Source organism: Paenibacillus sp. FSL H7-0716 (assembly GCF_038002705.1).
GTDB lineage: Bacteria > Bacillota > Bacilli > Paenibacillales > Paenibacillaceae > Paenibacillus_AQ > Paenibacillus_AQ odorifer.
Genome location: NZ_JBBODA010000011.1, coordinates 52,785 through 79,616 on the forward strand (window position 1 = coordinate 52,785; position 26,832 = coordinate 79,616).

General features: G+C 44.7%; 18 protein-coding genes and 1 other annotated feature. Of the genes, 6 read left to right on the forward strand and 12 right to left on the reverse strand.

Translation table 11 applies throughout. The features are described 5' to 3' along the window. Nucleotides 1-151: 151 nt before the first annotated feature. Nucleotides 152-1,120 carry an adenylate/guanylate cyclase domain-containing protein gene (locus MHH60_RS16050; RefSeq protein ID WP_076137834.1) on the forward strand — a complete coding sequence of 323 codons (969 nt, stop codon included), beginning with the start codon at nt 152-154 and terminating at the stop codon, nt 1,118-1,120. A 6-nt stretch (nt 1,121-1,126) separates the two neighbouring features. Here MHH60_RS16050 and MHH60_RS16055 read toward each other — a convergent pair whose 3' ends face one another. Together MHH60_RS16055 and MHH60_RS16060 are read right to left on the reverse strand one after the other, a co-directional pair. Further along, nucleotides 1,127-1,864 carry an adenylate/guanylate cyclase domain-containing protein gene (locus MHH60_RS16055; protein ID WP_076137836.1) on the reverse strand — a complete coding sequence of 246 codons (738 nt, stop codon included), beginning with the start codon at nt 1,862-1,864 and terminating at the stop codon, nt 1,127-1,129. Nucleotides 1,865-1,878: 14 nt separating this feature from the next. Next, nucleotides 1,879-2,385, reverse strand: a complete 507-nt coding sequence (locus MHH60_RS16060) for a Pycsar system effector family protein (protein WP_179088942.1) — start codon at nt 2,383-2,385, stop codon at nt 1,879-1,881. An 819-nt stretch (nt 2,386-3,204) separates the two neighbouring features. On the opposite strand from MHH60_RS16060, the gene MHH60_RS16065 reads away from it, so the two are divergent. From MHH60_RS16065 to MHH60_RS16080, 4 genes are all read left to right on the forward strand, one after another. Further along, on the forward strand, nt 3,205-3,351 hold the full coding sequence (locus MHH60_RS16065; RefSeq protein ID WP_370511511.1) for a hypothetical protein: 147 nt from the start codon (nt 3,205-3,207) through the stop codon (nt 3,349-3,351). Next, nucleotides 3,348-4,397, forward strand: coding sequence for an ABC transporter permease (locus tag MHH60_RS16070; protein WP_076137840.1), 1,050 nt, complete (start codon nt 3,348-3,350; stop codon nt 4,395-4,397). Before MHH60_RS16065 ends, MHH60_RS16070 begins: the two co-directional genes overlap by 4 nt. A 72-nt stretch (nt 4,398-4,469) precedes the next feature. Next, nucleotides 4,470-5,159, forward strand: a complete 690-nt coding sequence (locus tag MHH60_RS16075; protein WP_076099430.1) for a TetR/AcrR family transcriptional regulator — start codon at nt 4,470-4,472, stop codon at nt 5,157-5,159. An 81-nt stretch (nt 5,160-5,240) separates the two neighbouring features. Continuing rightward, nucleotides 5,241-8,585, forward strand: coding sequence for a DEAD/DEAH box helicase (locus MHH60_RS16080; protein WP_076137842.1), 3,345 nt, complete (start codon nt 5,241-5,243; stop codon nt 8,583-8,585). A 73-nt stretch (nt 8,586-8,658) separates the two neighbouring features. On the opposite strand, the gene MHH60_RS16085 is transcribed toward MHH60_RS16080, so the two are convergent. The 3 genes from MHH60_RS16085 to MHH60_RS16095 form a co-directional block, all read right to left on the reverse strand. After that, nucleotides 8,659-9,939: an exosporium glycoprotein BclB-related protein gene (locus MHH60_RS16085; RefSeq protein ID WP_341161145.1), complete on the reverse strand. Its 1,281-nt coding sequence runs from the start codon at nt 9,937-9,939 to the stop codon at nt 8,659-8,661. 427 nt (nt 9,940-10,366) lie between these two features. Further along, nucleotides 10,367-12,883 carry a collagen-like protein gene (locus tag MHH60_RS16090; RefSeq protein WP_341161146.1) on the reverse strand — a complete coding sequence of 839 codons (2,517 nt, stop codon included), beginning with the start codon at nt 12,881-12,883 and terminating at the stop codon, nt 10,367-10,369. 45 nt (nt 12,884-12,928) lie between these two features. Continuing rightward, the gene (locus tag MHH60_RS16095) at nt 12,929-13,288 is read right to left on the reverse strand and encodes a hypothetical protein (RefSeq protein ID WP_076139008.1); all 360 of its coding nucleotides are present in this window, start codon (nt 13,286-13,288) and stop codon (nt 12,929-12,931) included. A 249-nt stretch (nt 13,289-13,537) separates the two neighbouring features. Further along, nucleotides 13,538-13,756: a binding site (T-box leader), on the forward strand. A 40-nt stretch (nt 13,757-13,796) separates the two neighbouring features. On the opposite strand from MHH60_RS16095, the gene MHH60_RS16100 reads away from it, so the two are divergent. Next, a complete protein-coding gene (locus MHH60_RS16100; protein WP_076139007.1) occupies nt 13,797-15,662 on the forward strand; it encodes an arginine--tRNA ligase in 1,866 nt (621 codons plus the stop codon). Nucleotides 15,663-15,723: 61 nt separating this feature from the next. On the opposite strand, the gene MHH60_RS16105 is transcribed toward MHH60_RS16100, so the two are convergent. The 7 genes from MHH60_RS16105 to MHH60_RS16135 form a co-directional block, all read right to left on the reverse strand. Continuing rightward, on the reverse strand, nt 15,724-19,068 hold the full coding sequence (locus MHH60_RS16105) for a GH36-type glycosyl hydrolase domain-containing protein (RefSeq protein ID WP_076139006.1): 3,345 nt from the start codon (nt 19,066-19,068) through the stop codon (nt 15,724-15,726). Nucleotides 19,069-19,114: 46 nt separating this feature from the next. Then, nucleotides 19,115-21,283: a beta-glucosidase BglX gene (gene bglX / locus MHH60_RS16110; protein WP_076139005.1), complete on the reverse strand. Its 2,169-nt coding sequence runs from the start codon at nt 21,281-21,283 to the stop codon at nt 19,115-19,117. 109 nt (nt 21,284-21,392) lie between these two features. Next, complete coding sequence (locus MHH60_RS16115; RefSeq protein ID WP_076101011.1) at nt 21,393-22,997, reverse strand: extracellular solute-binding protein; 1,605 nt, start codon at nt 22,995-22,997, stop codon at nt 21,393-21,395. 57 nt (nt 22,998-23,054) lie between these two features. Then, nucleotides 23,055-23,954, reverse strand: a complete 900-nt coding sequence (locus MHH60_RS16120) for a carbohydrate ABC transporter permease (protein WP_076139004.1) — start codon at nt 23,952-23,954, stop codon at nt 23,055-23,057. A 17-nt stretch (nt 23,955-23,971) separates the two neighbouring features. Beyond that, nucleotides 23,972-24,895: an ABC transporter permease gene (locus tag MHH60_RS16125; RefSeq protein WP_036687012.1), complete on the reverse strand. Its 924-nt coding sequence runs from the start codon at nt 24,893-24,895 to the stop codon at nt 23,972-23,974. Nucleotides 24,896-24,957: 62 nt separating this feature from the next. Further along, a complete protein-coding gene (locus MHH60_RS16130) occupies nt 24,958-25,707 on the reverse strand; it encodes an alpha/beta hydrolase (protein ID WP_076139003.1) in 750 nt (249 codons plus the stop codon). A gap of 24 nt (nt 25,708-25,731) precedes the next feature. Continuing rightward, nucleotides 25,732-26,745, reverse strand: coding sequence for a LacI family DNA-binding transcriptional regulator (locus MHH60_RS16135; protein WP_076139002.1), 1,014 nt, complete (start codon nt 26,743-26,745; stop codon nt 25,732-25,734). Nucleotides 26,746-26,832 lie beyond the last annotated feature (87 nt).

A 26,832-nucleotide genomic window follows, 5' to 3' on the forward strand; every position in this document is an offset into this window, starting at 1 on the left:
ACACTATCTAAAGAAGCACTTATTAGCGTAAACTGATATGCTCCCATCATTGTAGCAGTAGAAGTTTTTGTTTTTTACACTGTCCACTTGACAGGGAGCACTTCATTGCCGAGTGCTTTTTAAAATCTATAATTTCTAAGGAGTACTACCTATGGGGAGTATCATTGATCTGAAAAATTTATTGGATGAAGAGATCGAACTCATCTTATCGACGGACTACGAAATTGTTGTAACGGAGACGATGTTTGTCCCTACTATTGATGATTCCCTTATTACATATCCAAATTTGGAAACGATGCAGCAAAAGGTCAAACTGATTGAAACGTGTGTACTATACATCGATATTCGCCGCTCTACCGAACTCAACCTCACTCACCGTAAGGAAACGGTCACGAAGCTTTATTCTGCGTTTATCCGATCCATGGTTAAAGCGGCGGAACAATATGGAGGTAAGGTCAGAGGGATTGTGGGTGACCGCGTGATGGTCGTATTTGACTCTTATCAATGCTGTACCAATGCATTGAACACCGCAATACTCATGCATTCCATCAGCGAGTATTTACTAAACAAACACTTTAACAAAAATGACATTCAATGTGGGATCGGCATTGATTACGGAAAAATGCTCGTCTCTAAAAATGGAATCATCAAACAAGGCGCAGAAAATATTTCCAATAAATCACTCGTTTGGCTTGGAAAACCCGCGAATGTTGCTTCTAAACTTACAGATGCGGCGAATAAAATAACCACCATATCCCAAAAAGAAACGATAATTGAAGAACGTCATGAGTACAAATACTTAAAACAAACAGACTGGTACAAAAGGAGCATTACTTCTTTCTTGAACAATTTAGAAAATACATACAGCTCGGTTCTTAAACATAAAGATCCGAATTTCAGTTCATTTATACATTATCAAGGTACTTCGACTTCCTCGTTCTCTACTCCGCCGATATTGTTTACAGCGGATGTATTTGAGGGTTTAAAAATGGAATCTCCTGAAGATAAAGCATTAGTGAACAGTTGGTGGAAGGAACAAACACAAGAATCACTATCCAATTTCGCCGAAACGATCTACGGGGGAGATATCTATTTTGAGTTTTTTGAAAACTCTAATTAATTGTGCTTAAACAGTCCAGTAATAATTGGTAGTGTAGTATGTTTGCCACTCATTGTTATATTGAAACGAATGTGATGTCCACATATTCACAGTTTGTTTAACACCCCAATCATTAGTATAGGTATGGATTTTTACTTCATCTGTTAAATTATTATAAACGTAACTCGAAATACTGATATGATTAGGATCTTTTGCCTCATCTCCCAGCCGAGTTGACTTGTTTACTGCATTACCTACCCAAAAAATGTCTCTATTATTTTCCCCTGCAATTCCAATTTTAGTTGCCAATATTTTTCCGTCATCAATACCTATTCCAAAATCAATTGCAGAATATTTAGAAAGGTAGTTATTGATTCCACTTTCTGAATCTGAGATCATGTATTTCATTTTCATCGCAGCTTTAACTGCATTGCTTAAAGTAAGCTTGCTTGTTCCTTGAAAAAAAACAAGCATGCTGTCCCCGTTAAAGGAGCGAACTTCACCACCCAGGCTTTTTGCTATCTTAGTGACAGTATGAAAATAAGCCATATGAATTTTAGCAACCGTTCTACGGTTGTGTTGATTTAGGATCTTTGTAGACCCTCGCATATCTATGAACAACGTCGTTGCTTCAAAACGAAGACCTGTATTACCAAAGGTCAGCTTAGTATCATTGATATCAGGTACATAAGTAACATCAGTAACTTCAAAATTGGTATCCATGATCTCTTTTACTTTGCTAACGATATCCTCTTTCAGACCCATAACTACACATCCTTTTATACAAGTTGGGTTAAGAAAATAAAAATAAGAAGAAGTCCAATAAGATAGAACATGCGACTCATTACTTTATTTAACGACTCGGTTTTTGAAAATAAAATTTGTGAAACTTCATATACCTGCGCTGCAATTTCTTGTTCGGCTTGTTGATCTGGCATATTTTCTACTTCTTCTAAGTACCGTTCTTTTTCCATGAGCTTGATGTGTCCATAATAAAATAAGGAGTGATGCTCAGGAAGATAGTGCTTGGCTACACGTGGTTTTAAAATTTGATTAATTATAATTCGGATTTTATACAATAATAATGCAAGGGTTGCGACTCCGACCAGTAGCGTAAGTGAAGATAAGAATCCATTCAAAGGAGACATCAGAAAGGGATTTACAAAGTGCAGTTTGCTTGCGTTATTCACAAATGCGGTTAAAATGAACCCGAAAATAACGAGAATTGCCGACGATTTCTGATCCATAAAGCGAATTAAATCTTGAATATTCTTAAATGAATCCAACGTGAAACTATACTTGGACAAAAAGGACCACCCCGAGTTTTCAATATGATAAAATCTTTTATTTTTCTACAGAATATTTTACCATAATCGACAAATCCAACATACGAACATTTTGGGAATATATCGAATTAGTGTTACAAAATAATCATTGTAAGAATATACCATCAGTATGATAGAATCAGTTGACTGAAAAACAGGAGGGTTAAAAATGAACCTTGCAGAATTGTTTGAAGCGGTGCGACAAAAAAATTATTAATCTCCTTGTAGAAGATGATCTCTATTTCCAATTCATCAGGAAATATTTCGCAATAGCTTTTGTTTTGTTTAGAGAACATCAAAAACAATTCCAATCCTTGTCCAATCGTGAAGTCATCAAGTGCGATTTTCACATTGCGATGTATATGAGTTATGAGTTGTTTTACGCATCATACTCACACTTTTCTATAAGTGTCCATAAATAACACTTTTGGCCCCATCATAAACTCCGCAAAACCTCTGCAATTTTATTCTAATACATTCGTTTTGCCGAACGTTAGACCCACTTTCTCCGTACTTAACAGAGTACAGTATTTAAGCCAATCATAATAAAAAGATAAATATTTTTTTGGGATTCACCAACATACTTTACATAGCATAAAAAACCCCTTATCGTTTAAGGGACTCCTTTCGAATGTTGTGCAATTTTACTATGTGCAGCCTTTTCGTTTGTGCAGATTTTCATTGTGTGCAATAATCTTGAATCAGTTACGCCTATACTCCGTATGTATTTGTATAACAAACCAACCATCTTGTGCATCATTTTTTTATGATACGCATGTCATGGATGAGGCCGAAAAATGTGACTGGCTCGGAATGATCCGTGATGGCAAGCTACTTGCCGCCGACACGCCTGCAGGACTGCTGCAAGCCACCGGTTCAGCTTCTATTGAAGAAGCCTTTTTATATTATGGAGGTGTACGTTCATGAGAATCCGAGCGATCACCTTAAGGATTTTGCGGCAATTTATTCATGACAAAAGAACGATGGCATTAATGTTCATTGCACCACTCCTCGTTCTAAGCTTAATGAGCTTGGTCTTCAACGGTGACGCCTATGAACCAAAAATCGGTGTGTCCGGTGTCCCTCTAAATATGTCAGCTGCGTTAAAAGAACAAAATGCCACCATCAAAGAATATGCCAGCGCAGAGCTGGGAAAAGGCGCTTTAGTAGAAGGAAACATTGACGCTTTGATCACTTTGAACGGAACCGCCGGAGATTCGCAAGTTACGCCTCAAGTGCTGCTAGAAGGTAGCAACCCTACAGCCAACAAGGCAGTAATCATGACGCTTCAACAAATCTCCCAGAAGTTTCTTCCAAGCACAAAGGAACAATTACAGCCGCAGATCAGCTATCTTTACGGTTCTGAGAATATGAAGACGATCGACCGTTTCGGTCCCATTATGATTGGCGTCTTTGTTTTCTTTTTCGTATTCTTGATTGCAGGTGTATCCTTCTTAAGGGAACGAACCACAGGCACGCTTGAACGGCTACTTTCGACTCCATTAAAAAGATGGGAGATTGTGCTCGGGTATGTATGTGGTTTCGGCATATTTACCGTTTTTCAGGCGCTATTGATCTCATGGTATTCCATACAGATTCTTGGCATTATGATGACTGGCAGCTTTGGTTACGTGTTGCTGATCACATTACTCCTATCGATGACAGCGCTGACGTTGGGCACACTGCTGTCGGCTTTTGCAGCCAATGAGTTGCAGATGATTCAGTTCATTCCGCTCATTATAGTGCCACAAATCTTCCTCAGTGGATTATTCCCGCTCGATACCCTTCCACTGTGGCTCCAGCGCGTTGGCCTCGCTACACCGATCTATTACGGATCAGAAGCGCTGATGAACATTATGGTCCGTGGCAAAGGATGGAGCGCAATTGCACTGGATGTCTATGTACTAATAGGATTTTCGCTGCTATTTATGCTGCTGAATGTATTGGCACTGCGCAAGCATCGCAAAATGTAACTTCACAAAATGTAACATCACAAAAGCTATTATCATATAAACAAAATGAATCAAGCATGGAGGGCTATTGTAATGAAAGAGGAAGTTTCTAGGGAACAAAATATAGAAGAGCAGTGGATAGAAGAACTGCTGACCCTTGGCAAAGACGAGAAACTGACACCGAAGCAGATTTCTATTCTACAAGCGGCGATTGAGGTATTTTCCGAAAAAGGATACTCTGCGACTTCAACGAGTGAAATTTCTCAGAAGGCGGGCGTGGCGGAGGGAACGATTTTTCGCTATTACAAGACTAAAAATGATCTGCTGCTTGCCATAGTAGGTCCTACCATGAGTCGCATGCTTGCGCCTTTTGTGCTGCGGAATTTCAACGGCGTGCTTGATATGCCCTACGACAGCTTTGAGGAGTTCCTGCGGGCATTTATGATCAATCGACTGGATTTCGCCCGCAAGAATTTTAAAATTCTTAAGATTCTTATTCAGGAGATTCCTTTTCAGCCAACAGTTAGAGCGCAGTTTGTAGAGAATATTCTTAGCAAAATACTTGAGCGCGTGATTGATATTGTTGAACATTTTAAGGAAAAGGGTGAAATCATCGAGGTCCCTACACCCACACTTATACGCTTCACACTCTCGTCTGTCGTAGGTTATTTGATGAATCGCTTGCTGCTGCAGCCAGATAAGGACTGGAACGACGAGGAAGAAATCAACCTGACGATCGCTTTTATCATGCATGGAATAAGTAAAGCAACACCCCCTATTTGATGCGCACGCCCGTTCTGTTATCATAAGTACTATATTGAATTCGGACTTTTCAAGATCAAGTTATGAGGAAGGAATTATGTTATGGGCTTTAGTGTATCAGAACGGGTAATCAAACTGCTGTGCGGCAAGTCTATTTTTGAAAAAGGATTAGCTTATTACCAAACTGAAAGTGTCGATATAATTGAAGTTGAAGAATACAATGTCTCCATTCCAAATTTGCCCCGCTCTCGATATGAAGCCATTGTTCAGGGGGCGATCGACTATGAAGTTATGGTGGTCATTGATATTGATGGGGATGTCCAGGCAGAGTGTAATTGTCCAGCCTACTCCCATGGGGGGCCATTCTGTAAACATATCGCAGCTGTGCTGATCAACGTTGACGCCCTTAAAACTGGCCGAGATCGTTCAGAGCTTACCGGAGCTTCGCACCTATCTTCTATAGAAGATACTGAGATTCTAACCCCACGTATTTTTACTGATACTGCGCAAGACAACGGGGGAAAGTCCAGAGATCAACAGCTCGTGAGCAGCCTGCTGGGGATGTTCAGCAACCATACACCGCGTCCTAGCGGTACGGGGGCTTTTGTAGATAACAGACTTCCTCTAAATATAGAGTTTACATGCAAGCCGTTCACTTATAGTTACAGTCACACCATGCTTGGTATAGAAATGAAAGTCGGTCCAAAACGTCTATATATTGTTCAGAAAATAAGGGGATTTCTAGAAAGCGTACACCGCGGAGAATCCTTTGAGTTCTCGAAACATTTTATCTATGATCCTGCCATTTACAGCTTTCGGAAGGAAGATAATGTTGTTCTACAGAAGCTGATTGATATTGTATTAAATGAAAAAATGTACCGCGATAACGTCACTCCTTACTCACCTTATGGGGGGAGTATTGGGGGAGATCGGTTGCTGGCCGTCCCTCCTTTTTTCTGGGAGTCGCTTCAGCCTGCGCTTTCAGAGGTCTCTTCGGTATTTTTGCAACAAGAAGAGATGCTGTACGAAGGCATCCATGTGTCTAATGAGGCACCTCCACTCAGCTTTGAATTTGAACAGGCAGAAGAGGATGGATATCATCTAGATATTCAAGGACTTGAGCAGATTTCAGTCTTAGAAGATTACGGGATGGTACTATCGGAAGGTAAGCTGCTGAAGCTATCCCCCCAAGAATGCATACGCCTTGCTGAAATGAAAAAAATGCTGGATTCCTCCCGCCGAAATGGCATCGATATTGCCCATGAGCAAATGGAGTCTTTTATGGATAAGGTTATTCCTGGTCTGAAAAAGCTGGGCAACGTCCATATCGCCGACTCCATTGCGGATCGGATTGTTCAACATAGGCTTATCGCGAGACTTTATCTGGATCGTGTGAGAGATCGGCTGCTCGCCGGACTAGAGTTCCAATATGGTGACATTGTGATCAATCCCTTAGATGAAAAAGCCCATGTTCGCGGGACGAATTTGATTCTTCTGCGAGACGGGGAGGGAGAAGCTCGCATTCTGGAGCTGATGGAGCACGAATCTTTCGCTAAAACCGAGGGCGGATTTATTATGACAGACGAAGAGGGCGAATACGATTTTTTGTACCATACCATTCCGCTGCTGGAACCGCTGCTTTCGGTTTATGCGACCTCCGCAGTCAAAGCAAGACTGTTCACGAGCACTACACCCCCAAAGGTGAGCATTAGTTGGAATGAAAAGACGGACTGGCTTGATTTTAAATTCGATATGGGCGGGATTCCAGAAGCTGAGATTGTTATGGTTCTGAAATCCCTGCAGGAAAAACGCAGATACTACCGCTTGCCTGATGGAGCCCTGCTACCGCTGGAGAGCGAGGAGCTTCAAGAAATCATTACCTTTATGAATGATATAGGCATCCGGGAAGGTGAGATCAAAGGAGTGGAATTTTCTCTGCCCGTTGTTCGCGGGTTACATTTGACCTCCACGGATGCTAAGAGTGACTCCATTAAGCTGGGCAGATCCTTTAAAAGGTTACTTGCGAACATGCGGAATCCTGAGAATCTTGATTTCCCTATACCTGACAGTCTGGTTCCTGTGCTAAGGGATTATCAACAGTATGGGTTTCAGTGGCTGAAGACGTTGGCCCATTACCGCTTTGGTGGTATTTTGGCGGATGATATGGGGTTAGGCAAAACGCTGCAAAGTATCGCTTTTCTCCTGTCAGAACTTCCCGAGATCCGCCAGAATGGACTGCCTGCCCTAATTGTCGCTCCTGCGTCTCTCACTTATAACTGGCTTAATGAGCTTAAAAAATTCACGCCAGAGATCAAAGCTGTCATTGCAGACGGTAGTCTAATTGAGCGCGGGCGGATTTTAAAAAATACAACGAAAGTTGATGTAATCATCAGCTCTTATCCGTTGCTCCGCAGAGATGTTCAGCTGTATGCTAAAAAGTCTTTTCATACCCTGATTCTCGATGAAGCACAAACTATAAAAAACCATACTACACAGACAGCCCAAGCTGTAATGGCGCTTCAAGCCCGGCACCGTTTTGCACTTACGGGTACTCCCGTGGAGAATGCGTTGGAAGATTTATGGTCCATTTTCGGCACCGTGTTCCCTGGGTTGTTTCCAGGCAAAAAAGCTTTTCATGATTTACCAAGAGAAACGGTTGCGAAGCGGGCGCGTCCCTTTTTGCTGCGGCGCTTAAAGAGTGATGTGTTAAAGGAACTTCCGGACAAAATCGAATCCGTACAAGCATGTGAACTGCTGCCGGAGCAAAAAAAGTTATATGTAGCTTATCTCGCCCGTTTGAAAAAAGAGGCGCTTAAGCATTTGACCCAAGATAGCTTCGGCAATAATAATCGGATCAAAGTTCTGGCTGGACTAACTCGTCTGCGCCAGTTGTGCTGTCATCCTGCTCTTTTTGTCGATGGATATGAAGGAAGCTCTGCTAAATTCGAGCAGCTGCTCGAAATCATAGAAGAATGTCGCAGTTCGGGTAAACGTATGTTAGTATTCTCACAATTCACAGAGATGCTCGGCTTGATTGGACGTGAACTAGGATATCAGGGCATTCCATACTTTTATTTAGATGGTCAAACGCCTGTTTCTCAACGAGTAGATTTATGTAATAAATTTAATGAAGGGGAGCGGGATATTTTCTTAATCTCCTTAAAGGCCGGGGGGACCGGGCTCAACCTAACTGGGGCAGACACTGTAATCCTTTACGATCTTTGGTGGAACCCTGCCGTCGAGCAGCAAGCTGCGGATCGGGCTCACCGGATCGGGCAGAAAAATGTAGTGCAAGTAATTCGTCTCGTCACCCAAGGCACCGTAGAGGACAAGATGTATGAGCTGCAGCAGAAGAAAAAGAACTTGATCGATGAAGTCATCCAGCCAGGTCAGGAAAGCTTGTCTACCCTTACTGAGCAAGATATCCGGGAGATTCTGATGATCTAAATAACAATATTGGAGAAAAAATCAGGATATCCTGTAGCCCATAGGGCTATCGGGATATCCCTTTTTCTTCAGATTATGCGATTGTAACTCCTGCACTAGCATAGCCAGCAACAGTTGTTGCAACGTCAATTCCAGCCGTTACCGTTGAAGTGAAGACCAATAACAAGCGTTCTCCCACTGTTACAGGAACGCTTAAGCCTGTGGTATTACCACTGCTAATAGCTCCAAGAGCAATTAATCCTGTAAGCGCAGGACTTAACGTAACTAAAGCCCCAGGTACTGCTGTGAAGGTATTGTTAGGTGTAGTAGATCTGTATAATTGAGCCGTGATTGTTACCGTAGACCCCACCAAACTAACGGAAGCTGTCGCACTGAAATAGGCTGCCATAGACGTAATCGTTCCAGTTCTAGGGACCGAGAACGCAAAGTTCAGCAAGGTTCCAGCCGCTCCGGTGAGATCTATAGTACCGCCTGTAATACTGATATTAGTTGCACTACTACCAAAACCAACTGTACTTGAAGTATTCAAAAGCCCCCCTAATACAGTGGTCATTGCTACTGGAAGACCAGAAGAATATGGAATAATTGCACCTGAACCAGTAGCACCTGTGGCTCCAGTTACGCCAGCAGTTCCTGTTGCTCCTGTGGCTCCCGCAGTTCCTGTTGCTCCAGTTACGCCAGCAGTTCCTGTTGCTCCTGTGGCTCCCGCAGTTCCTGTTGCTCCTGTGGCTCCCGTTGCTCCAGCACCTGTGGCTCCAGTTACGCCAGCAGCTCCTGTCGCTCCCGTGGCTCCAGCAGTTCCTGTTGCTCCTGTGGCTCCCGTTGCTCCAGCAGCTCCTGTGGCTCCAGCAGTTCCTGTCGCTCCCGTTGCTCCAGCAGCTCCTGTCGCTCCCGTGGCTCCAGCACCTGTGGCTCCGGTTACGCCAGTACCTCCTGTCGCTCCCGTTGCACCAACGCTTCCTGTAGCTCCAGTAGCTCCAGTAGCACCTGTAATTCCTATATATTCTCCATATAATTCAGAGTAGACAAGGCGATGAGCAGTCACTAATTGACCTGTGCTGCTCTTCCCCCAAACTGAAATTTGAATGGGATCATCAATCGTAATAGGTGTTGTGAATAGAAATTCAAATGAATCAAAGTTTGCATAATAATCCCTATTAACCACTTGATTAGGAGCTAAATTAACCTGTTCACTTACATATAAAGTTCTTGTCCCATTCATATAATAGCCTTCGACTTGAACCGTTGACGGAGTATCATCACTCTGATTGACAATTTTAAGAGTAACAAGCTGAGTAGGTCTTACACCGCCTACCAGATTATTTTCTATAGGACCAGTAGATAGTTGACTCAATTTTCAACACCTCATTTTTTATGAATTTTAAAATACGCTTATTATTTGAATTGCGAAAATCAAACCAACCGAACAAAATCCTCCTCAATAGTTCTGTATAAAATATGGTTCTATCTATAATCATTCCTCCCACCTACTCTAGGTTGATAATCTATGAGCCTATAAAATTAGTTCATAATTTTTGGCTCTTTATAGTATTATTCTTATTTCGAATTAAGGTGTGGACATCCATTTAAAAACTACTGTTACACATATTTGATACATTATAGCAATCTGAAAATCCGTAATGGATTAATAGAAGAAGAACCTAATAAGCATCGCTCTAGTCTTCTTATAACATATCGCCAACAAAACAGGGGATAACCCGAAAGCCATACTTACGGCTACCGAATTACCCCTGTTGTAAATACTGAACTCGAAGATAAACTTAAGTTAATTCATGAACAGACCAGACGATACCTGCTGAGTTCGCGCCACCCAAATTCAAAGGAACCGTCAAACCATTTGCCACATAGAACAAGCCAATCACATCACCTGCGGTTAATGCAAATTCTCCAGCCAGCGTCACAGTACCACTTCCCAAAATTGCTCTCAAATCTAATATAAGTGCAACATTCACATCAAGTACTGGGAACAAGCCACTTACCAGATTTGTTGCAGTAGGAGAAGTTCTCTGAACTACGAAAGCCGGATTAATTCCAGTACCAAGACTGACAGTGAGTGAGGCAGTTGTGGAGTAATTGATAGTCGCTTCAATCGAATATCTACCAGTTGTCGGAATAGTATAATTTCCCCCAACTTCGTCGAAGGACGGGCTATCATAAAAAGGTGTTGTCACAGTCCAGCCAGTTAATTGGGTAGATGTGGAAATTGCCAATGAGGGCTTAAAAGCAGAAAAACCTTCTTGTTGAATGTTCGGACCTGTAGCTCCAGTTACTCCGGTTACACCTGTTGCACCAGTAAGCCCAGTTGCTCCGGTTACACCAGATACTCCTGTCGCTCCGGTTGCCCCAGCTGCTCCCGTTGCTCCCGTTGCTCCTGTTGCCCCAGCTACTCCTGTTGCTCCGGTCACTCCAGCTTCACCCGTTGCTCCTGTTACCCCAGCTACTCCTGTCGCTCCGGTGGCTCCTGTTTCACCCGTTGCTCCGGTGGCTCCTGTTGCTCCTGTTGCACCAGTCGCTCCTGTTTCACCCGTTGCTCCGGTGGCTCCTGCTACTCCCGTTGCTCCGGTGGCTCCTGCTACTCCTGTCGCTCCTGTCGCCCCAGCTACTCCCGTTGCTCCGGTCACTCCAACTTCACCGGTTGCTCCGGTTACACCAGCTACTCCTGTCGCTCCGGTGGCTCCTGCTACTCCTGTTGCTCCGGTTGCACCCGTTGCACCAGTCACTCCTGCTCCGGTCGCCCCTGTTGCTCCATCCGCTCCGGTTGCACCAGTCGCCCCAGTTGCACCAGTTACTCCGTCTGCACCAGTCGCTCCAGTTGCTCCATCTGCACCAGTCGCTCCCGTTACTCCATCCGCTCCGGTTGCACCAGTCGCTCCCGTTGCACCAGTTACTCCGTCTGCACCAGTCGCCCCAGTTGCACCAGTCTCTCCTGCTCCGGTCGCTCCCGTTGCACCCGTTGCTCCAGTCGCGCCAGTTGCTCCGTCTGCCCCTGTAGCTCCAGTCTCTCCTGCTCCGGTCGCTCCCGTTGCTCCATCCGCTCCGGTTGCACCAGTCGCTCCAGTTGCTCCAGTTGCTCCAGTTGCTCCGTCTGCTCCTGTCTCTCCTGCTCCGGTCGCTCCCGTTGTTCCATCCGCTCCGGTTGCACCAGTCGCTCCAGTCGCTCCAGTTGCTCCATCTGCACCAGTCGCTCCAGTCTCTCCTGCTCCGGTCGCTCCCGTTGCTCCATCCGCTCCGGTTGCACCAGTCGCTCCAGTTGCTCCAGTTGCTCCGTCTGCTCCTGTTGCCCCTGTCTCTCCTGCTCCGGTCGCTCCCGTTGTTCCATCCGCTCCGGTTGCACCAGTCGCGCCAGTTGCTCCATCTGCACCAGTCGCTCCAGTCTCTCCTGCTCCGGTTGCTCCCGTTACTCCATCCGCTCCGGTTGCACCCGTTGCTCCAGTTGCTCCGTCTGCTCCTGTTGCTCCGTCTGCTCCTGTTGCTCCTGTCTCTCCTGCTCCAGTCGCTCCCGTTGCTCCATCCGCTCCGGTTGCACCAGTCGCGCCAGTTGCTCCATCTGCACCAGTCGCTCCAGTCTCTCCTGCTCCGGTTGCTCCTGTTGCTCCATCCGCTCCAGTTGCTCCAGTCGCTCCAGTTGCTCCAGTTGCTCCGTCTGCTCCTGTTGCCCCTGTCTCTCCTGCTCCTGTCGCTCCCGTTGTTCCATCCGCTCCGGTTGCACCAGTCGCGCCAGTTGCTCCATCTGCACCAGTCGCTCCAGTCTCTCCTGCTCCGGTTGCTCCTGTTGCTCCATCCGCTCCAGTTGCACCAGTCGCGCCAGTTGCTCCGTCTGCCCCTGTAGCTCCAGTCTCTCCTGCTCCGGTCGCTCCTGTTGCTCCCGTTGCTCCATCCGCTCCGGTTGCACCAGTCGCCCCGGTCGCACCAGTTATCCCTTGCGTTACACCAAGCAATTCTGCATGTACAAGTCGATGGGCAGTCACAATCTGGCCAACGCTATTTTTTCCCCATACTGAAATTTGAATCGGATCATCTACCAGACTTGTAGTTGTAAAAATAAATTCGAACGCATCAAAATCGGCATAATAATCACGTGTTATAACTTCATTAGGTGCTACATTTATCAGCTCGCTTACATATAAAGTTCTTGTCCCATCCATATAGTATCCTTGAACAAGAGCCATTGATGAATCAATGTCACTTCGGTTATCAATTTTGACAGTAACATGCTGAGTAGGTCTTACACCCCCTACCATACTATTGTCTATCGGTCCGGTAGATAAATAACTCAATTTCTCATCACTCCTTTAACGTTAACTGTTTTACTCAAATCATTATTAAAGTAATACTGCCTGCTTCTCCCATGCAACTATGCGATGAGGATCTACCAATGCCCCCGAGTTCTGTTTTCCCCAGACTGTAATCCCAACCTCTGCTTCAACTGCTTCTACTGTTGTAAACACAAATTCAAATGCGTCCAAGTCGGCAAAATAGTTCTTAGTTAAGACTTCATTAGGTGCTAGATTTACTGTTTCATTCACATACATCGTTCTTGATCCGTTAAGAAGGAAACCTTGAATAACTAGATTATAAGGATTAAGAGAATCCCGATTAACTACTTTTACGGTTACCAGTTGCGACGGTCTGACCCCTAGGATCGGGCTGTTATCTATAGGTCCAGTAGAAAAAATAGCCATGTTTTATTCACTCCTCCCTTCCACTACAATTTGAAAGATTAGTGGCTCCGTATAGTAATATTCCTTGGCTTGAGTTAGCGTGTGGACTGTTGTGCAAAGGAACAGCTGGTCCTATGACAAGACAGCCTTATTTTTCCAAATTTATAATCTACTAAACTGATAATCTAATAACTAAGAGCAACCAAGATTGTTAAGAAGCTAACCACTATTGCTTTTTATGAAATATTAGGTATACTGGTAAAAATTAATTAAGCATCGATGAGCGGGAGAGTAGTTAACGAGATCTAGTCCTCAGCGAGCCGGGAGAGTGTAAGCCGGTACAGATCCTTTTAATGAAGCGCACCCGTGAGATGGACTTCTGAACCTTAGTAGGAAGTCCCGGCTGAAGGCCGTTATCCCGTAAGGTGGCTGAACAACTTGTTCAGCAACGAGAGTGGTACCGCGAGCGCTAAAGCCCTCGTCTCTTTTGAGACGAGGGCTTTTTTGTATTTTCAAAGGAGGGTATACCATGTTAAATCAAATCATCAAAGACGGAATCGAGCACAGTGTACAACGTGTATTCAATACCTTAGGAGCTGACTATCCAGAGGACATTGCCGTTCTGATCGAACAGCCAGCAAATCTAGAACATGGTGATTATTCATGCAATATCGCTATGCAGCTAGCCAAAACTTTACGAAAATCCCCAATGGTCATAGCAGAATTAGTGAAAGCAGAGCTTCATTTCCAAGGACGCTTCGCCGGTCTTTTACAAAAAGTTGAAGTCGCTGCTCCCGGATTTATTAATTTGTATATGAATTGGCAAAGCTGGGCTGAACATTCCTTTGAACTGCCTGCCAGCACTGGAGAAAAAGTCATCATCGAGCACACTTCTATCAACCCCAACAAAGCCGCTCACGTAGGTCATCTAAGAAACGCCTGTATCGGCGATACTCTAGTCAGAATTATGAAAAGAACTGGGTATAACGTAGAGGTTCATAACTACATTGATGATCTCGGCAATCAGCTGGCAGATACAGTTGTTGGATTATTAAATATACCTCTAGAAGGGGAACACCAACGTTTCGGTGATTTTTGCTGGGATCTTTATGCCAAAGTGAACAAAGAATATGCGCTGAACCCTGAGATGACACACAAGCGCACAGATATACTGCACTCCCTTGAACTAGGGGGCGGTAACGAAGCCTGGCTGGGCAACCTTGTAGCTGAACGCATCGTTAGAGAGCATGTAGAGGAAATGAAACATTTTGGGATTTATTATGATTTGCTGGTATGGGAGAGCAGTATTTTAAAAGAGGGATTTTGGGCAGCCGCAGCTGAGCTACTGAAGCAGACAGCTGTTTTTGTACAAGAGACTGAAGGAAAACTCGCAGGCTGCTGGGTGCTGAAGCAAGGAACAGAGGCTAACATTGGAGCGGATTCAGAGGAGCATCATCTCGATAAGGTGCTGGTGCGTTCGAATGGGATTTTAACGTATACAGCCAAAGATATTGCCTATCATCTCTGGAAATTTGGTCTTTTGACCAGAGATTTCTCCTATAGCGAATTCTCGTCCGGTTTATGGACAACAGGATTAACTGGAACCCAAGAATCTTATGGGCAGGCGGACAGACTCATCAATGTGATCGATTACAGACAGGAATATCCACAACAGATGGTTAAGCAAGCCTTAGGGGCACTAGGTTATAACGAGCAAGCAGACAAACTCCATCATGTGAGTTATGGTGTTGTATCTCTTAGTCCCGCCTCGGCGGCCGAGCTGGGTATAGATATTTCAGAAGGCAAATCTTCTTATGCTATGTCCGGACGCCAGGGGATCGGGATTAAGGTGAGCGATCTGGTGGAACTGATGGAACAGAACATCGAACACACACGTTCCGATAAAGACGGCCTCTCCAGCCGAATGATTGCCACTGCTGCGATTCGCTACTATCTGCTACGGTTTAATTTGGGAACGGAAATCGTGTTTGATTTCAAACAGGCTACAGAAATATCCGGCAATACCGGAGTTTATCTGATGTATACTTTTGCGCGTGCGACAAGTGTTTTGAGTAAAGCTACGATCCCAGTCCTTAAAGCTGCCGCACAGCTTCAGTTCCCTTCCGAATTGGAAAAAGCAGAGCTTGCGCTGCTAAGACAGCTAAGTCTCTGGCCAGAGATATTACATTCAGCAAGTATAGAGTTAACGCCAAATACGCTCTGCACTTACGCACATACCTTAGCTACACTGTTCAACAACTTCTATTCTGTATGTCCGATTCTAAAAGGTGATCCAGCTACGATCGAATTCCGCCTCTGGCTTACTTCAAGATTCAAGGATACCCTGGGAGATGTGCTCGAAGTGCTTGGGTTACCGACACCGAATCGAATGTAGAAGATACAAAAAAAGGGCAATTTCCGCGCTTAACGCGGAGATTGCCCTTCTATATATAATGTTACTTATAAATCTCTATCACATTTCCAGCTTCCGTGCTGAGACGATCAAAGTCCGCACGTTTGATGCGAACACCACCGTTACGATAGCGGTTAGGTGTACCTTCTGTTTGCACTTCCGTACCGTTGATAGTAATTCGACTGATCTCACGACCTGTAAGGTGATAGATAAAGTCTACCTTAGTGCCTGCATATTCAAAGCTAAAATGCATTCCATCCAGCGATTCCGGCAGAATAGGGTCAACAATTAAGTCTCCACCTTCTGTACGGATCCCTAGTGCATTCGAGATTAACTGGTTCATATAGATCCCAGGACCGCTGGAATAGATTCTCCAGCCACCTTTAACAGCTACGTCACCATTGCGCAGTTTATCGAAATTCTCCTGTGCCTCATAACGGGTGTTAAATTTACCATCCGAGCTACTGAAATAGGAGTTAGCTTGACGTAGTTCAGCGTTTGGCACCACATCGCGGATTCCGATCGGATTAATCGCTGCCAGACCCTTCCAGACCTGATCGGTTTTACCGAGCTTGGCCATAGCCTCTACATAACGGATATGCGCATGCACATATTGAAGTCCAATTTCCCGGCCAAAGTTAGCCGCTTGCTCCGCACGTTTGAAATGAGTGCTGACCCCGCCAACATATTGAGCTGGACGATTCATCAGACGTACACCGTCAGGACAGAATAGTTTATCCTGAATGACATCATAGTGTGCTTCGGCCTGTTCCGGAGTAAGCAGCTCACTGATCATACTGCGCGTCATTGGCAGCAGACGGTACTGAATACCTGTTTCTGTGTCACTTGGGTGCACCATAAGCTTAATCTGCTCAGGGTCCTCCATATACAGGAAGCCAGGAATCACTTCGGATTGAAGCATATGAGTATGGAAATCCTTACGGATTCCTTCCACCATCGCCTTCAGCTCCTCTGCCTCAGCTTGATCAACTGAACGAAGTACCTCTGAGAACTGATTAAGTGTCTGATAGGTAAGCGCCACTGTCCAGCTGCTAACCATATACTGCTTCAGCTGTGGATTTGCAGGCTGGAGCGTATCATCCCAGTCTCCATCACCGTAAGAAGACAGATGTGTGTCATGCAGGAAATGATCCTTAATATAAGCAATTTCCTTCCGTGCGTGATCCAGCAACGTCGCTTTTTCTTCTGTAAAGTCAAAGCTGTGCTTACGGGTATAAGGTACTGTTGCTCCCAAGATGCTGTAATCCTGAGTTACTGCCAAGTAGTCTCCAAGCACCTTAAGCGGCCATACAATAATATCTCCATGGCTTTCTTCTTGTTGTATCTTCGTGTATTTATCAAACATGAACCATTGTGGCCAGTTGCCATCATCTTCATATTGATGACTGTACAGCGTCAGCAAAATTTCACGAACCTGTTCGTATTTTTGCGTAGCCATGAAATATTCCACAGGCCCCTGACATACATCCCGTGTTCCCCAAGCAGCGCCACCATATTGCTCTAAACCATGTGGAACCGAATAGTGAACCAGCATGTTATGTGTGTACCACCAAGTCAGAGCGTTAACTTTAAACAGTTCACCCTCTGTTCCGTCCCCAAGCGTCAGGCGGAAGCCATTCATCACACCAGCATAAAATGCGCGATAAGCAGAAATCTCTTCCTCAGCTGAACGATTTCTTGGAGCAAGTGACTTACCATCCAGAAGGCCTTGAATATTCAAGGTCCATTCACTGCTGGCAGACAGCTCCAGTACTGCTAACGGTGCTTCAGTTGGTTGAACAGGAGAGACAAGTCTACCTTCATCCTGCAGAGTTAACTCCGCACCCTGTACCTGTAATTTATACTGTAAGTCAGGATATTCACCAGCACTTAGTGCGCTTCTGTCAGCCGAGAAGATTACGGCTCCACCTTCTTGCTTGAATTGATATGGAAGCTCGTATTCATTAACGTTCATGGTGATTTGATTAGTGACTAAATAACGATAAGCTCGTCCGCTTTCCGAACGCACATTCAGGAATATCTCTGGCGAATCTTCGGTGGTGTAGTTCGTAATAATGAAGCATTCACCATCTGTTCTGTAATACCAACGAGCATAGTTGAAACCAACCTCAAATAGAGAAGGCATAGTCAGCAAACGATATTCACCGTTCCACTCTACATAAATGCGTTGTCCTGAAGCTTTTGGAATGTTAAGCGCATTTCTTGGATTGGACATTAGCTTATTGAAATTGGTATTTCCAATTACCACTTGGGAGTTAAAGATCCCGTACATATAAGAAGTTGTTGTGATGACCTTATCATTAAGCCGAGCGTTATCCCCACTCATCAGGATATGGCCGTGTGGCCGTTCTACGCGCATTTCTTTCTCTTTTAATACTACGTGCTCATAATTCTCCGTGAAAAAGGAAAGTAGTGTGTCTCCTTCTCTCTCCTCCTGATAACGAACCGGAAACAAGACCTCGATCTCTTTCTCTGTCAGCGAATCTGCAGCCAGCGGTGCTCCCAGCTCCTTCGAGAAGAAAGAACGTTCAAGTGCTGCTTCAGCTTCTAAAGGTAAATCTTTAACAGCATCCCAAGCCGCAGCAATATCATTAGCAAATTCTAACGCAGTGATCGCTTCTGGATGATCTTGCTTAAACAATCCGTAGAACACAAACCGTGTTTCCCCGCTCAGCTTCACCCGTTCCGATTGCAGCGCAGTATATGCGAATTCATATTGATAGATTTCATTACTTAATTGCTCACGACCCAAGCTCTCTGGTTGGTTGGTTTCTTTATAGGACAGTCCAAAGAATTGAAAACCATCTGTTGAGAAGCTTGTTGCCTTGGTAAGTGAACCCTGTTGCAGATATGGGAATTTCCCGCCCTGTGGCTGATTCTGTCTAGAGCAAACAACGTACCCTTTGGATTGATCCTCAAATACCGCATGATCGATATACTGTGACAGGTAAGCTTCATTACTGCGGACAGCGGCGATATCAGCAATCCCTACATCCTGTCCGTACACAAGATCTACCTCTGCATTTTGTCCAGTAAGCTTCACATCCCAGAACCAAGCTCCTCCTGCAGTAGGGGTGAAAATAACTTGATATTCTATATTTTCCGCAGTACCTTCCCAAACCAAACGGTTTCCAGCCTTACGTACAGTGCTTGAAGAATGAATGCCAAGCAAAGGAATGGCTTGAATGTTTCCATCATTGTGCACTCGCAAATATAGATTGGATAATGAACCATCCACAATGCTTGGCAGCAATTGATTGATCATTGTCCGTTCGTAGAGGACTTGGAACAAGTCCCCGCTGTTTGTAAAAGTGAAGGATAGATCTCCGGCGTTTAAACGGATGTTAGTATTCAAATTAGTAGTCATATTATACACTTCCTCCATTACGGCGTTACTGCCGTATATATTCTACTTATGCTAATGTTAAGCAAAAATCCCGTTCTTTAACCTCATTGCTGTTCGAACCGACGAATAATTTAAATCGTCCCGGATCGCTGCTAAAGCTTAGATCGCTATGATAGTAACGAAGCTGCTGTTCGGTAAGGGTAAAGGTCACTTCACGACTTTCCCCTGGTGAGAGGTTGATCTTGGCAAAATCCTTCAGTTCCTTCATCGGTCTGACGACCTCTCCGGAAATGTCTCGGATATACAGCTGCACTACCTCTTCCCCATCTACTTCTCCAGTATTGGTCACCGTAACTTTTATTTCAATAGGCTGATTTTCAGTCATGATTTCACCGGACAGAATTGGTTCACTATAGCTAAATGTCGTATAGCTCAGTCCAAAACCAAATGGCAAAAGCGGCTCATTAGGAATATCCAGATATTGCGAGACATAACGTTTGTCGGCACCCGGAGCATGTAAGGGGCGTCCAGTGTTGAAATGATTGTAATAGACTGGAATCTGCCCAACGGATACCGGGAAAGACATCGTTAATCTTCCTGAAGGATTCTCATCTCCATAAAGTAGACTGGCAATTGCCGCTCCGCCTTCACTGCCAGGGAACCAGGCTTCCAGAATAGCATCTGCATGCTCGTACACGCCGGCCAAGTCTAGTGGACGTCCATTAAACAACACCACCACGATAGGCTTATTCAGCTGTTTCAGACGTTGTAAAAGCTCAAGCTGCGCTTCCGGCAAACGGATATCTGAACGGCTGCCCGCTTCTCCACTCATCTCTGAATGTTCACCAAGCGCCAGTACAATCACATCAGCTTGCTTAGCAGCCGCTTCCGCCTCCAGCCACTGTTCCTCTGTAAAGCTATCGACTCCAGAACCTTCTGCAACAGTAATCTTACCCGCACCTGCCCGAGCTTGAAGTGCCGGTGCAAGACGGCTTGCCTCTTCCGTTGAACCCAACCACGACCACGGTCCAAGAATATCTCCGCTAGTAGCAAACGGTCCAATTAGCGCAATCCGTTGCTCTGCAGCAAGCGGCAGAACCTGATCATTCTTGAGCAGTACGCAGGATTTAACCGCCAACTCACGCGCCGCATTTCGATGATCTTCACAGAAAATTACCTCACGCTCTTTCTCGACGTCAGCTCCGCGGAACGGATGCTCGAACAAGCCCAATCTTTGCTTCAATTTCAAAATACGAAGCACAGCTTCATCAATAATCTTTTCATCTACTTGTCCATCTGCAACAAGCGCCGGAAGCTGATGAACGTAACAAGCCGTCATCATCTCGATGTCTACACCAGCTTTGATGGCTTTAAGTGCTGCCTCAGCCTCATCCTCGGCGACACCATGTGGGATCAGTTCCTTCACTGCACCCCAATCCGAAATCAATACGCCATCAAATCCCCATTCCTCACGAAGCAGCTGGCGAAGCAGCTTAACGTTGCCGCTTATCGGAATCCCATCAATGGTATTAAATGAAGTCATAACCATTTCTGCACCTTCATCCAGTGCTGCACGATAGGCCGGCAGATAATATTCACGCAGCTGCCGTTCCGATAAATCCACCGTATTATAATCACGACCGCCTTCGGATAGACCATAGGCAGCAAAGTGCTTGATACAAGCCGCCAGACGATCCACATCACCAGTCAAGTCGCTTCCTTGAAATCCGCGCACAAACGCACGGGCAAACCTACCATTCAAATATGGATCTTCTCCTGTAGATTCCATTACTCTTCCCCAACGCGGGTCCCGTACAAGATCCGCCATTGGCGCATAAGTAACGTGCACACCGGAGACTGCCGCTTCTTTAGCCGCAATCTCGGCGCTCAGCTCTGCGCGATCCATATCCCAAGAGCAGCCAATTGCCAGCGGGACCGGAAAAATCGTCTTGAAGCCATGCACAATATCCGCCATCATCAGCAAGGGAATACCCAATCTATTTTTGCGTAAATGGGCTTCCTGAACCGCAATGACTTGCGCTGCACCTGATAGACCAAGTACAGAGCCGCTGCTCTCGATCATGTGGTCCGTAATTCCCATGGATGCCATAGGGCCAGTGATTTGTCCTCCATCCTCTGCCCCTTCATAGAAATTAGCGGCTAGCTGCTGCAATTGTGCAATCTTTTCTTCAAGCGTCATCTGGTTCAACAAGGTAGTCAGTTGCTGCTCATTCATTTCAAATCCTCCATTGTTCAATTCTGCCGATGCCTATGAATGGAAAAACCCGTGTGCAAGAATTGCACGCGGGTCCTGTAGGTTCATTCCTACATGCATAGGGCGAAAGCTATTTTTTTAGATTGTTTAGTTCATCTAGAACCGGCTGAACGAGGGATTGTTTGCTCTTAACCCATTCTTTCCAGTTCGTCTCTAGATCGCCTGGTTTCAAAATCAGGTTAGTGTATTCTGTAGCATAGTCAAAGGAAGCCTGATTTTTAGCCTTGGAATCATACAACTGGTAATCCCAGTCATATTCAGCCGTTGCTTTGTCTTTTAACGCAAGCTCAGCTTTTTCCTTGAACAGTTCTACAGAACGATCGCGATATTCTTTTTTGATCGCAGGGTTCACGACACTAAAGTCATCCGCCAAGACATACAGTCCTTCAAAACGGTTCGGATATTTCTTATCCAATGTTGTTCCTTCAGGGAGCAGGCTGATTAATTCGCCATTTTCGCCTTTTTTCCAATCTGTTCCTTCAAAGCCCAAGTTAACGGTCAATTGACCTTCTTTACTTGTTGTATATTCCATGAAGTCCATAATCCGTTCAAATTTCTCTTTGCTAATATCTGGCGAGAAGATTACAGCAGACCAGAAGTTAACTTGATCAAGGTTACGATATTTACCGTCATCGCCAAGTACAATAGCTGTGTGCACTAGGTCATCACTATTTACACCTAGGTTATCTTTCATTTTAACATCCATGTCTTTTCTGTAAGAAGCCAAACCACCTAGACTCGTAATACCGGAAACACCGTTAACTGTGAACTTTTGGCCAGATTCGCCATTTTTCCAAGTATAAAACTCAGGGTGCAGTAATCCTTCTTTATAAGTAGTTTGAAGTTCTTTCAGTGCCGCTAATGTTTCATCGTTAGCTGGACCCCATTGGTATTTGCCATCTGCATCTTTATAGAATGCTGACTCTACTCTGGAGTGCACGCTATTAGCCATTACAATATTAGTCAAAGCATCGTTGATGTCATAAGAAATAGGAATGAGTTTATCTCCTACCTTGCCAGGGTCCTTCTCTTTAAGCAATCTAGCAAATTCCATCAGTTCTGTAGTAGTGTAAGCATCCTTCAATTCAAAACCAACGGCTTTAGCCCAGTCAGAACGCAGAGCAATTACTCCGATTTGGTTAATGAGCGGATCTGCCGGCTTGTTCTCAAAGTATACCGGTCTTGGCAGAACATAAGTGCCACCTACCGCTTTCTCCAATTCATCACCAAGTCCTGTCAGCTTATAAGCGGCTGCCACATTCGGCCAGCGTTCTTTCCAGTCATCTGGCAGCTTGTACAGCAGCCCTTGATCAATGTAATTAAGCGCATCACCGTGAACATAGTTCCAGCTTGCTACGTCAGGAAGATCACCAGAGTTAATCCACAGGCGCAGCTTCTCAGCCCATGAATCCCATTCAATATAGTTGTAATCCCATTTAATATTGAACTTATCCGTAAAATATTTATGATACACGTTATCAAAATCAGATTCTGTTGTCTTAATGGTACTGGCTAACGAAATCTTCAACTCATCTTTATATCCATCTGTTGGATTGCCTGAATTTCCGCTATTAGCATTGTTGTCTGAGCTTGAGCATGCTGCCAACATGATTGGAGTAAGACATAAAACACCGGCAAGGATTGACTTTACAGATTTTCTTTTTAAAATATTCATTTTGTCCTCCTTAAATTGTGTGACTGACCCTCTTTTATATGGATAAATCATAAACCACTAGGTCTTGATAGCCCCTGTAAGTACCCCTTTGGCAAAGTGCTTTTGGAGCATTGGGAAGAAACACATAATAGGAACCATGGTAACGAATACTGCCGCCATTTTCATACCCATGGAGAATGATTGTTTACCCACTGCGTCAACACTTGTGGCATTCGATGCATTCACTTGGGCTTCCATAATGATAGATCGCAACACGTTCTGCAGTGGCATCTGATCCGCTTTCCGCAGGAAGATCATGGCGTCATACCATCCATTCCAGAAGGCTACTCCGTAGAACAATGTGATGGTAGCTACGATTGGAGCAGATAATGGCAGGACTACAGAGAACAGGATTCTCCATTCCCCAGCACCATCAAGTCGCGCAGATTCCATCAGGGACTCAGGCAGACTGCTAAAATAGTTCGACATCAGAATCAGGTTAAACGCACTGAAGCTTCCAGCCAGAATAACTGACCAAAGGTTGCCTGTCAGATGCAGATCCTTCATCACCAGGTACAAAGGTACAATCCCGCCATTAAAAATCATTGTGAAGAGGACAAGCATAAAAATCAGCTTTTTACCCGGGAATTTATTGCGGCTAAGGCCGTAAGCCATACTTGTCGTTAAGAACAAGCTAAGCGGGAGTCCTAAGATTAAGATCTTAAAGGTATTCCAATACCCTGTCCCGATCCGCCCATCAGCAAAGAGTGCCCGATAGGATTCCAGTGTTGGGTTCTTCGGAAATAACATCATAGGGTTATCAGCGTATTCTTTTTGCGTAGAAAAAGAAATCATAATGACATTCCAGAATGGAATAAGAATGGCCAAAGCGCCCACACTCAGAATTATGAAAATCACATAATCCATAGCGGTCATTTTTTTATGGTCTTGCATAATGGTCAGCTTTTTTTTACTCATACATTTGCACTCCTTTCTTACCGGAATAAACCGTCTCCGCCCATAAGTTTGGCAGCTCTATCTGCCAGAATCAGCAGAATCATATTAACAAGTGAACGGAACAAACTGACTGCAGTGGAGAATGAAAAGTCTGTTGAGGACTGGAACGTGATTCGGTAGATATACACATCTAGTACTTCCGAGACGTTTTTCGTTGCAGCGTTGCTCAAGTTAAAGATTTGGTCAAATCCAGATGACATCAGGCCACCGACGGAAAGGATAAACATAATCGTAATCGTCGGAAGAATGTTAGGCAGAGTAATGCGGAACATTTGCTGCAAGCGTGTAGCACCATCAATCTGTGCGGATTCATATTGGTCTGTATCAATACCAGAAATAGCGGCCATAAAAATAATGGCTCCCCAACCTGCTGATTTCCAGATATCCGTAAGATACAACATTGGAACGAACATTTTTTCAGAACCCAGGAAGTTAATGCCTGTCCCGCCAAACATTTGAATGAGGCTGTTGACCAGTCCATCATAGGAAAGCACATTGATAACAACCCCGGATACTACGATCCATGACAGAAAGTTCGGAAATGTGAACACCGTCTGTAAAGCTTTTTTGTAACGATTCATGCGCAGTTCATTCAGCAGCAAGGCCAATATGATTGGAAAAGGGAACTGAATAATCAGCTTGCCGATGTTAATGGTTAACGTTCTCCATACGGCATCAATAAAAGCCGGGTCACGGAACACATAGGTGAAATTCTCGAATCCGCTCCATGGGCTGCCCCAAATTCCTAAATTCGCTTTAAAATCTTTAAAAGCCAGAGATAGGCCACCCATCGGCAGATAAGCGAATAGGAAAAGCCACACTAGTCCAGGAAGCACCAGAGTATAGACCATTCTGTTCTTCCAGACTTCTCTTAGGAACAGTTGGAATCTGCTGTCGTTCATTTTTTTAGCCGGTATTGCAACTTCGGATTTCAATTTGCATCTCCTCACTCTGCTTATGTCTTTTAGTTGTACAAGAAATCAAAGGTTGTCTTCAGATGTTCCTCCCAGAATCGCCATTCATGAGTTCCAGGGGTCTCAACATACTGAAATTCATAAGGGGTCGTCTCCAGGTAAGCTGCGAATTCCCGATTCATCTCCACAAACGGATCTTCCGAACCACAGCAAGTCAGAATCGAAGGCAGGTTACGTCGATCGTCGACCAATTTAGCGGCTAAAGCGAACAGATCCTGATCCGGCTTAATTTGTAAGCGTTTTCCAAAAGTACCCGCCATCTCCCTCGCCATGTCCTTGGACATTTGCGGATCGTTTAATCGTTTCTGGAGATCGGTAACTCCTGATAACGAAACCACTTTGCTGTAACGCTCGGGATAGGTAAGTCCACATTTCAGAGCGCCATACCCGCCCATCGATAAACCAGCGATATACGTCTTCTGCGGATTATCATCCAACCTCATCATTCGGCCACAAAGCTCGGGAAGCTCATGGGTCACATAGTGGAAGTAATCCAGTCCGTACTCCATGTCTGTATAATAGCTCCTGTTTACTTGGGGCATTATGACTGTGCAACCATATTGACTTGCATACTGCTCAATAGTAGTCATCCTGTGCCAAGTACTGGCGTTATCACCAGCACCATGCAGCAGGTAGAGCGTTCCTCCAGACATGTTGCCTGAATCGACGGGGGAGATAATACTGATGGTCGTTGTCATTCTCAAGGTAGGAGAGCCTGTCTCAACTGTTAATAATGCCATGAGTTATCTCCTTTTCGTTCTTATTCATTTGTTTATTTTCTTGCAAGATCCCCGCTTAACCAGTACGGATTCGAATACCATATGTTTGTTTTGCGAATCACCTGTGATCAGGTCAAACAAAATTTCAACACTGGCCTTCGCCATATCCACTCCGGGTTGGCTGATCGTATCCAGAGATGGATGATAATATTCTGCCATTTCAATCCCGTCGAATCCGATAATCGAAACATCATTTGGAATTGATAAACCCAAGGACAATAACGCCTTAGCCGCCCCAATGGCAATCGTATCTGATGCAGCAAAAACAGCGGTGATATCTTTTTTCTTATTGAGCAGACGTTTGGTAGCTGTAAAGCCTGAGCTCGGACTATATTCACAATCCTCTACCATAGAAGGGTCGTACGCAATTCCATGCTCCTCAAGCGCTTTGATATATCCCATAAGCCGCCGATTGCCTGTAGTATTTTGCACCAGAGGAAATCTGGCCAAAAAACAGATATTGCGATGTCCTAATGAGATTAAATAGCTGACAGCCTTATAAGATTCCTGAAGATCATCAATGATCACGCTTGAAAAAACAGCAGGATCGACTTCTTTTGTAGTCGTGATGGTAGTCAGAACAAATGGAACTTTTAATTGTTTGAATTTATCTTCGGAGTGATCATACGTTCCGCCCATAAAAATTACGCCATATAGATTTTTTTCTTTTACAAGCTGTAGAGCGATATCGATCTCATCTACTCCATCTTCTACATGCTGGATCATAAGCGGACATCCCCGCAGGTTCACCTGGCGTTCAACTTCCTTGATCATGTCGGCAAAAAACGGGTTTGAGATCCCTTTTACCATTAGCGCTATGGTATTGGATCGCGTTTTTTTCAAGTTGCTCGCATTACCGTTTGGAATATAGTTATGCTCTCTAACAACCGCCATTACTTTAGCTCTAGTTGTATCGCTTACAACACCGCTATTATTGATTACTCTGGAGACTGTGGCGATACCCACGCCTGATAGCCTTGCAATATCTTTGATATTCATATTTACCTTGCTCCACTCCTATGATGAGTCCCCCCTTCACCCGATGAAAATCAGGTTGTGGAAACGCATGAAATGATGGGAAACGTT

Excerpts from the sequence above, each read along its gene's own strand:
- MHH60_RS16080 (WP_076137842.1), top strand. The coding sequence starts at position 5,241 with ATGGGCTTTAGTGTATCAGAACGGGTAATCAAACTGCTGTGCGGCAAG.
- MHH60_RS16130 (WP_076139003.1), bottom strand. The coding sequence starts at position 25,707 with ATGGCATTATTAACAGTTGAGACAGGCTCTCCTACCTTGAGAATGACA.
- MHH60_RS16100 (WP_076139007.1), top strand. The coding sequence starts at position 13,797 with ATGTTAAATCAAATCATCAAAGACGGAATCGAGCACAGTGTACAACGT.
- MHH60_RS16070 (WP_076137840.1), top strand. The coding sequence starts at position 3,348 with ATGAGAATCCGAGCGATCACCTTAAGGATTTTGCGGCAATTTATTCAT.
- MHH60_RS16075 (WP_076099430.1), top strand. The coding sequence starts at position 4,470 with ATGAAAGAGGAAGTTTCTAGGGAACAAAATATAGAAGAGCAGTGGATA.
- MHH60_RS16125 (WP_036687012.1), bottom strand. The coding sequence starts at position 24,895 with ATGAACGACAGCAGATTCCAACTGTTCCTAAGAGAAGTCTGGAAGAAC.
- MHH60_RS16120 (WP_076139004.1), bottom strand. The coding sequence starts at position 23,954 with ATGAGTAAAAAAAAGCTGACCATTATGCAAGACCATAAAAAAATGACC.
- MHH60_RS16115 (WP_076101011.1), bottom strand. The coding sequence starts at position 22,997 with ATGAATATTTTAAAAAGAAAATCTGTAAAGTCAATCCTTGCCGGTGTT.
- MHH60_RS16095 (WP_076139008.1), bottom strand. The coding sequence starts at position 13,288 with ATGGCTATTTTTTCTACTGGACCTATAGATAACAGCCCGATCCTAGGG.
- MHH60_RS16055 (WP_076137836.1), bottom strand. The coding sequence starts at position 1,864 with ATGGGTCTGAAAGAGGATATCGTTAGCAAAGTAAAAGAGATCATGGAT.
- bglX (WP_076139005.1), bottom strand. The coding sequence starts at position 21,283 with ATGAATGAGCAGCAACTGACTACCTTGTTGAACCAGATGACGCTTGAA.
- MHH60_RS16050 (WP_076137834.1), top strand. The coding sequence starts at position 152 with ATGGGGAGTATCATTGATCTGAAAAATTTATTGGATGAAGAGATCGAA.
- MHH60_RS16065 (WP_370511511.1), top strand. The coding sequence starts at position 3,205 with ATGGATGAGGCCGAAAAATGTGACTGGCTCGGAATGATCCGTGATGGC.
- MHH60_RS16105 (WP_076139006.1), bottom strand. The coding sequence starts at position 19,068 with ATGACTACTAATTTGAATACTAACATCCGTTTAAACGCCGGAGATCTA.
- MHH60_RS16135 (WP_076139002.1), bottom strand. The coding sequence starts at position 26,745 with ATGAATATCAAAGATATTGCAAGGCTATCAGGCGTGGGTATCGCCACA.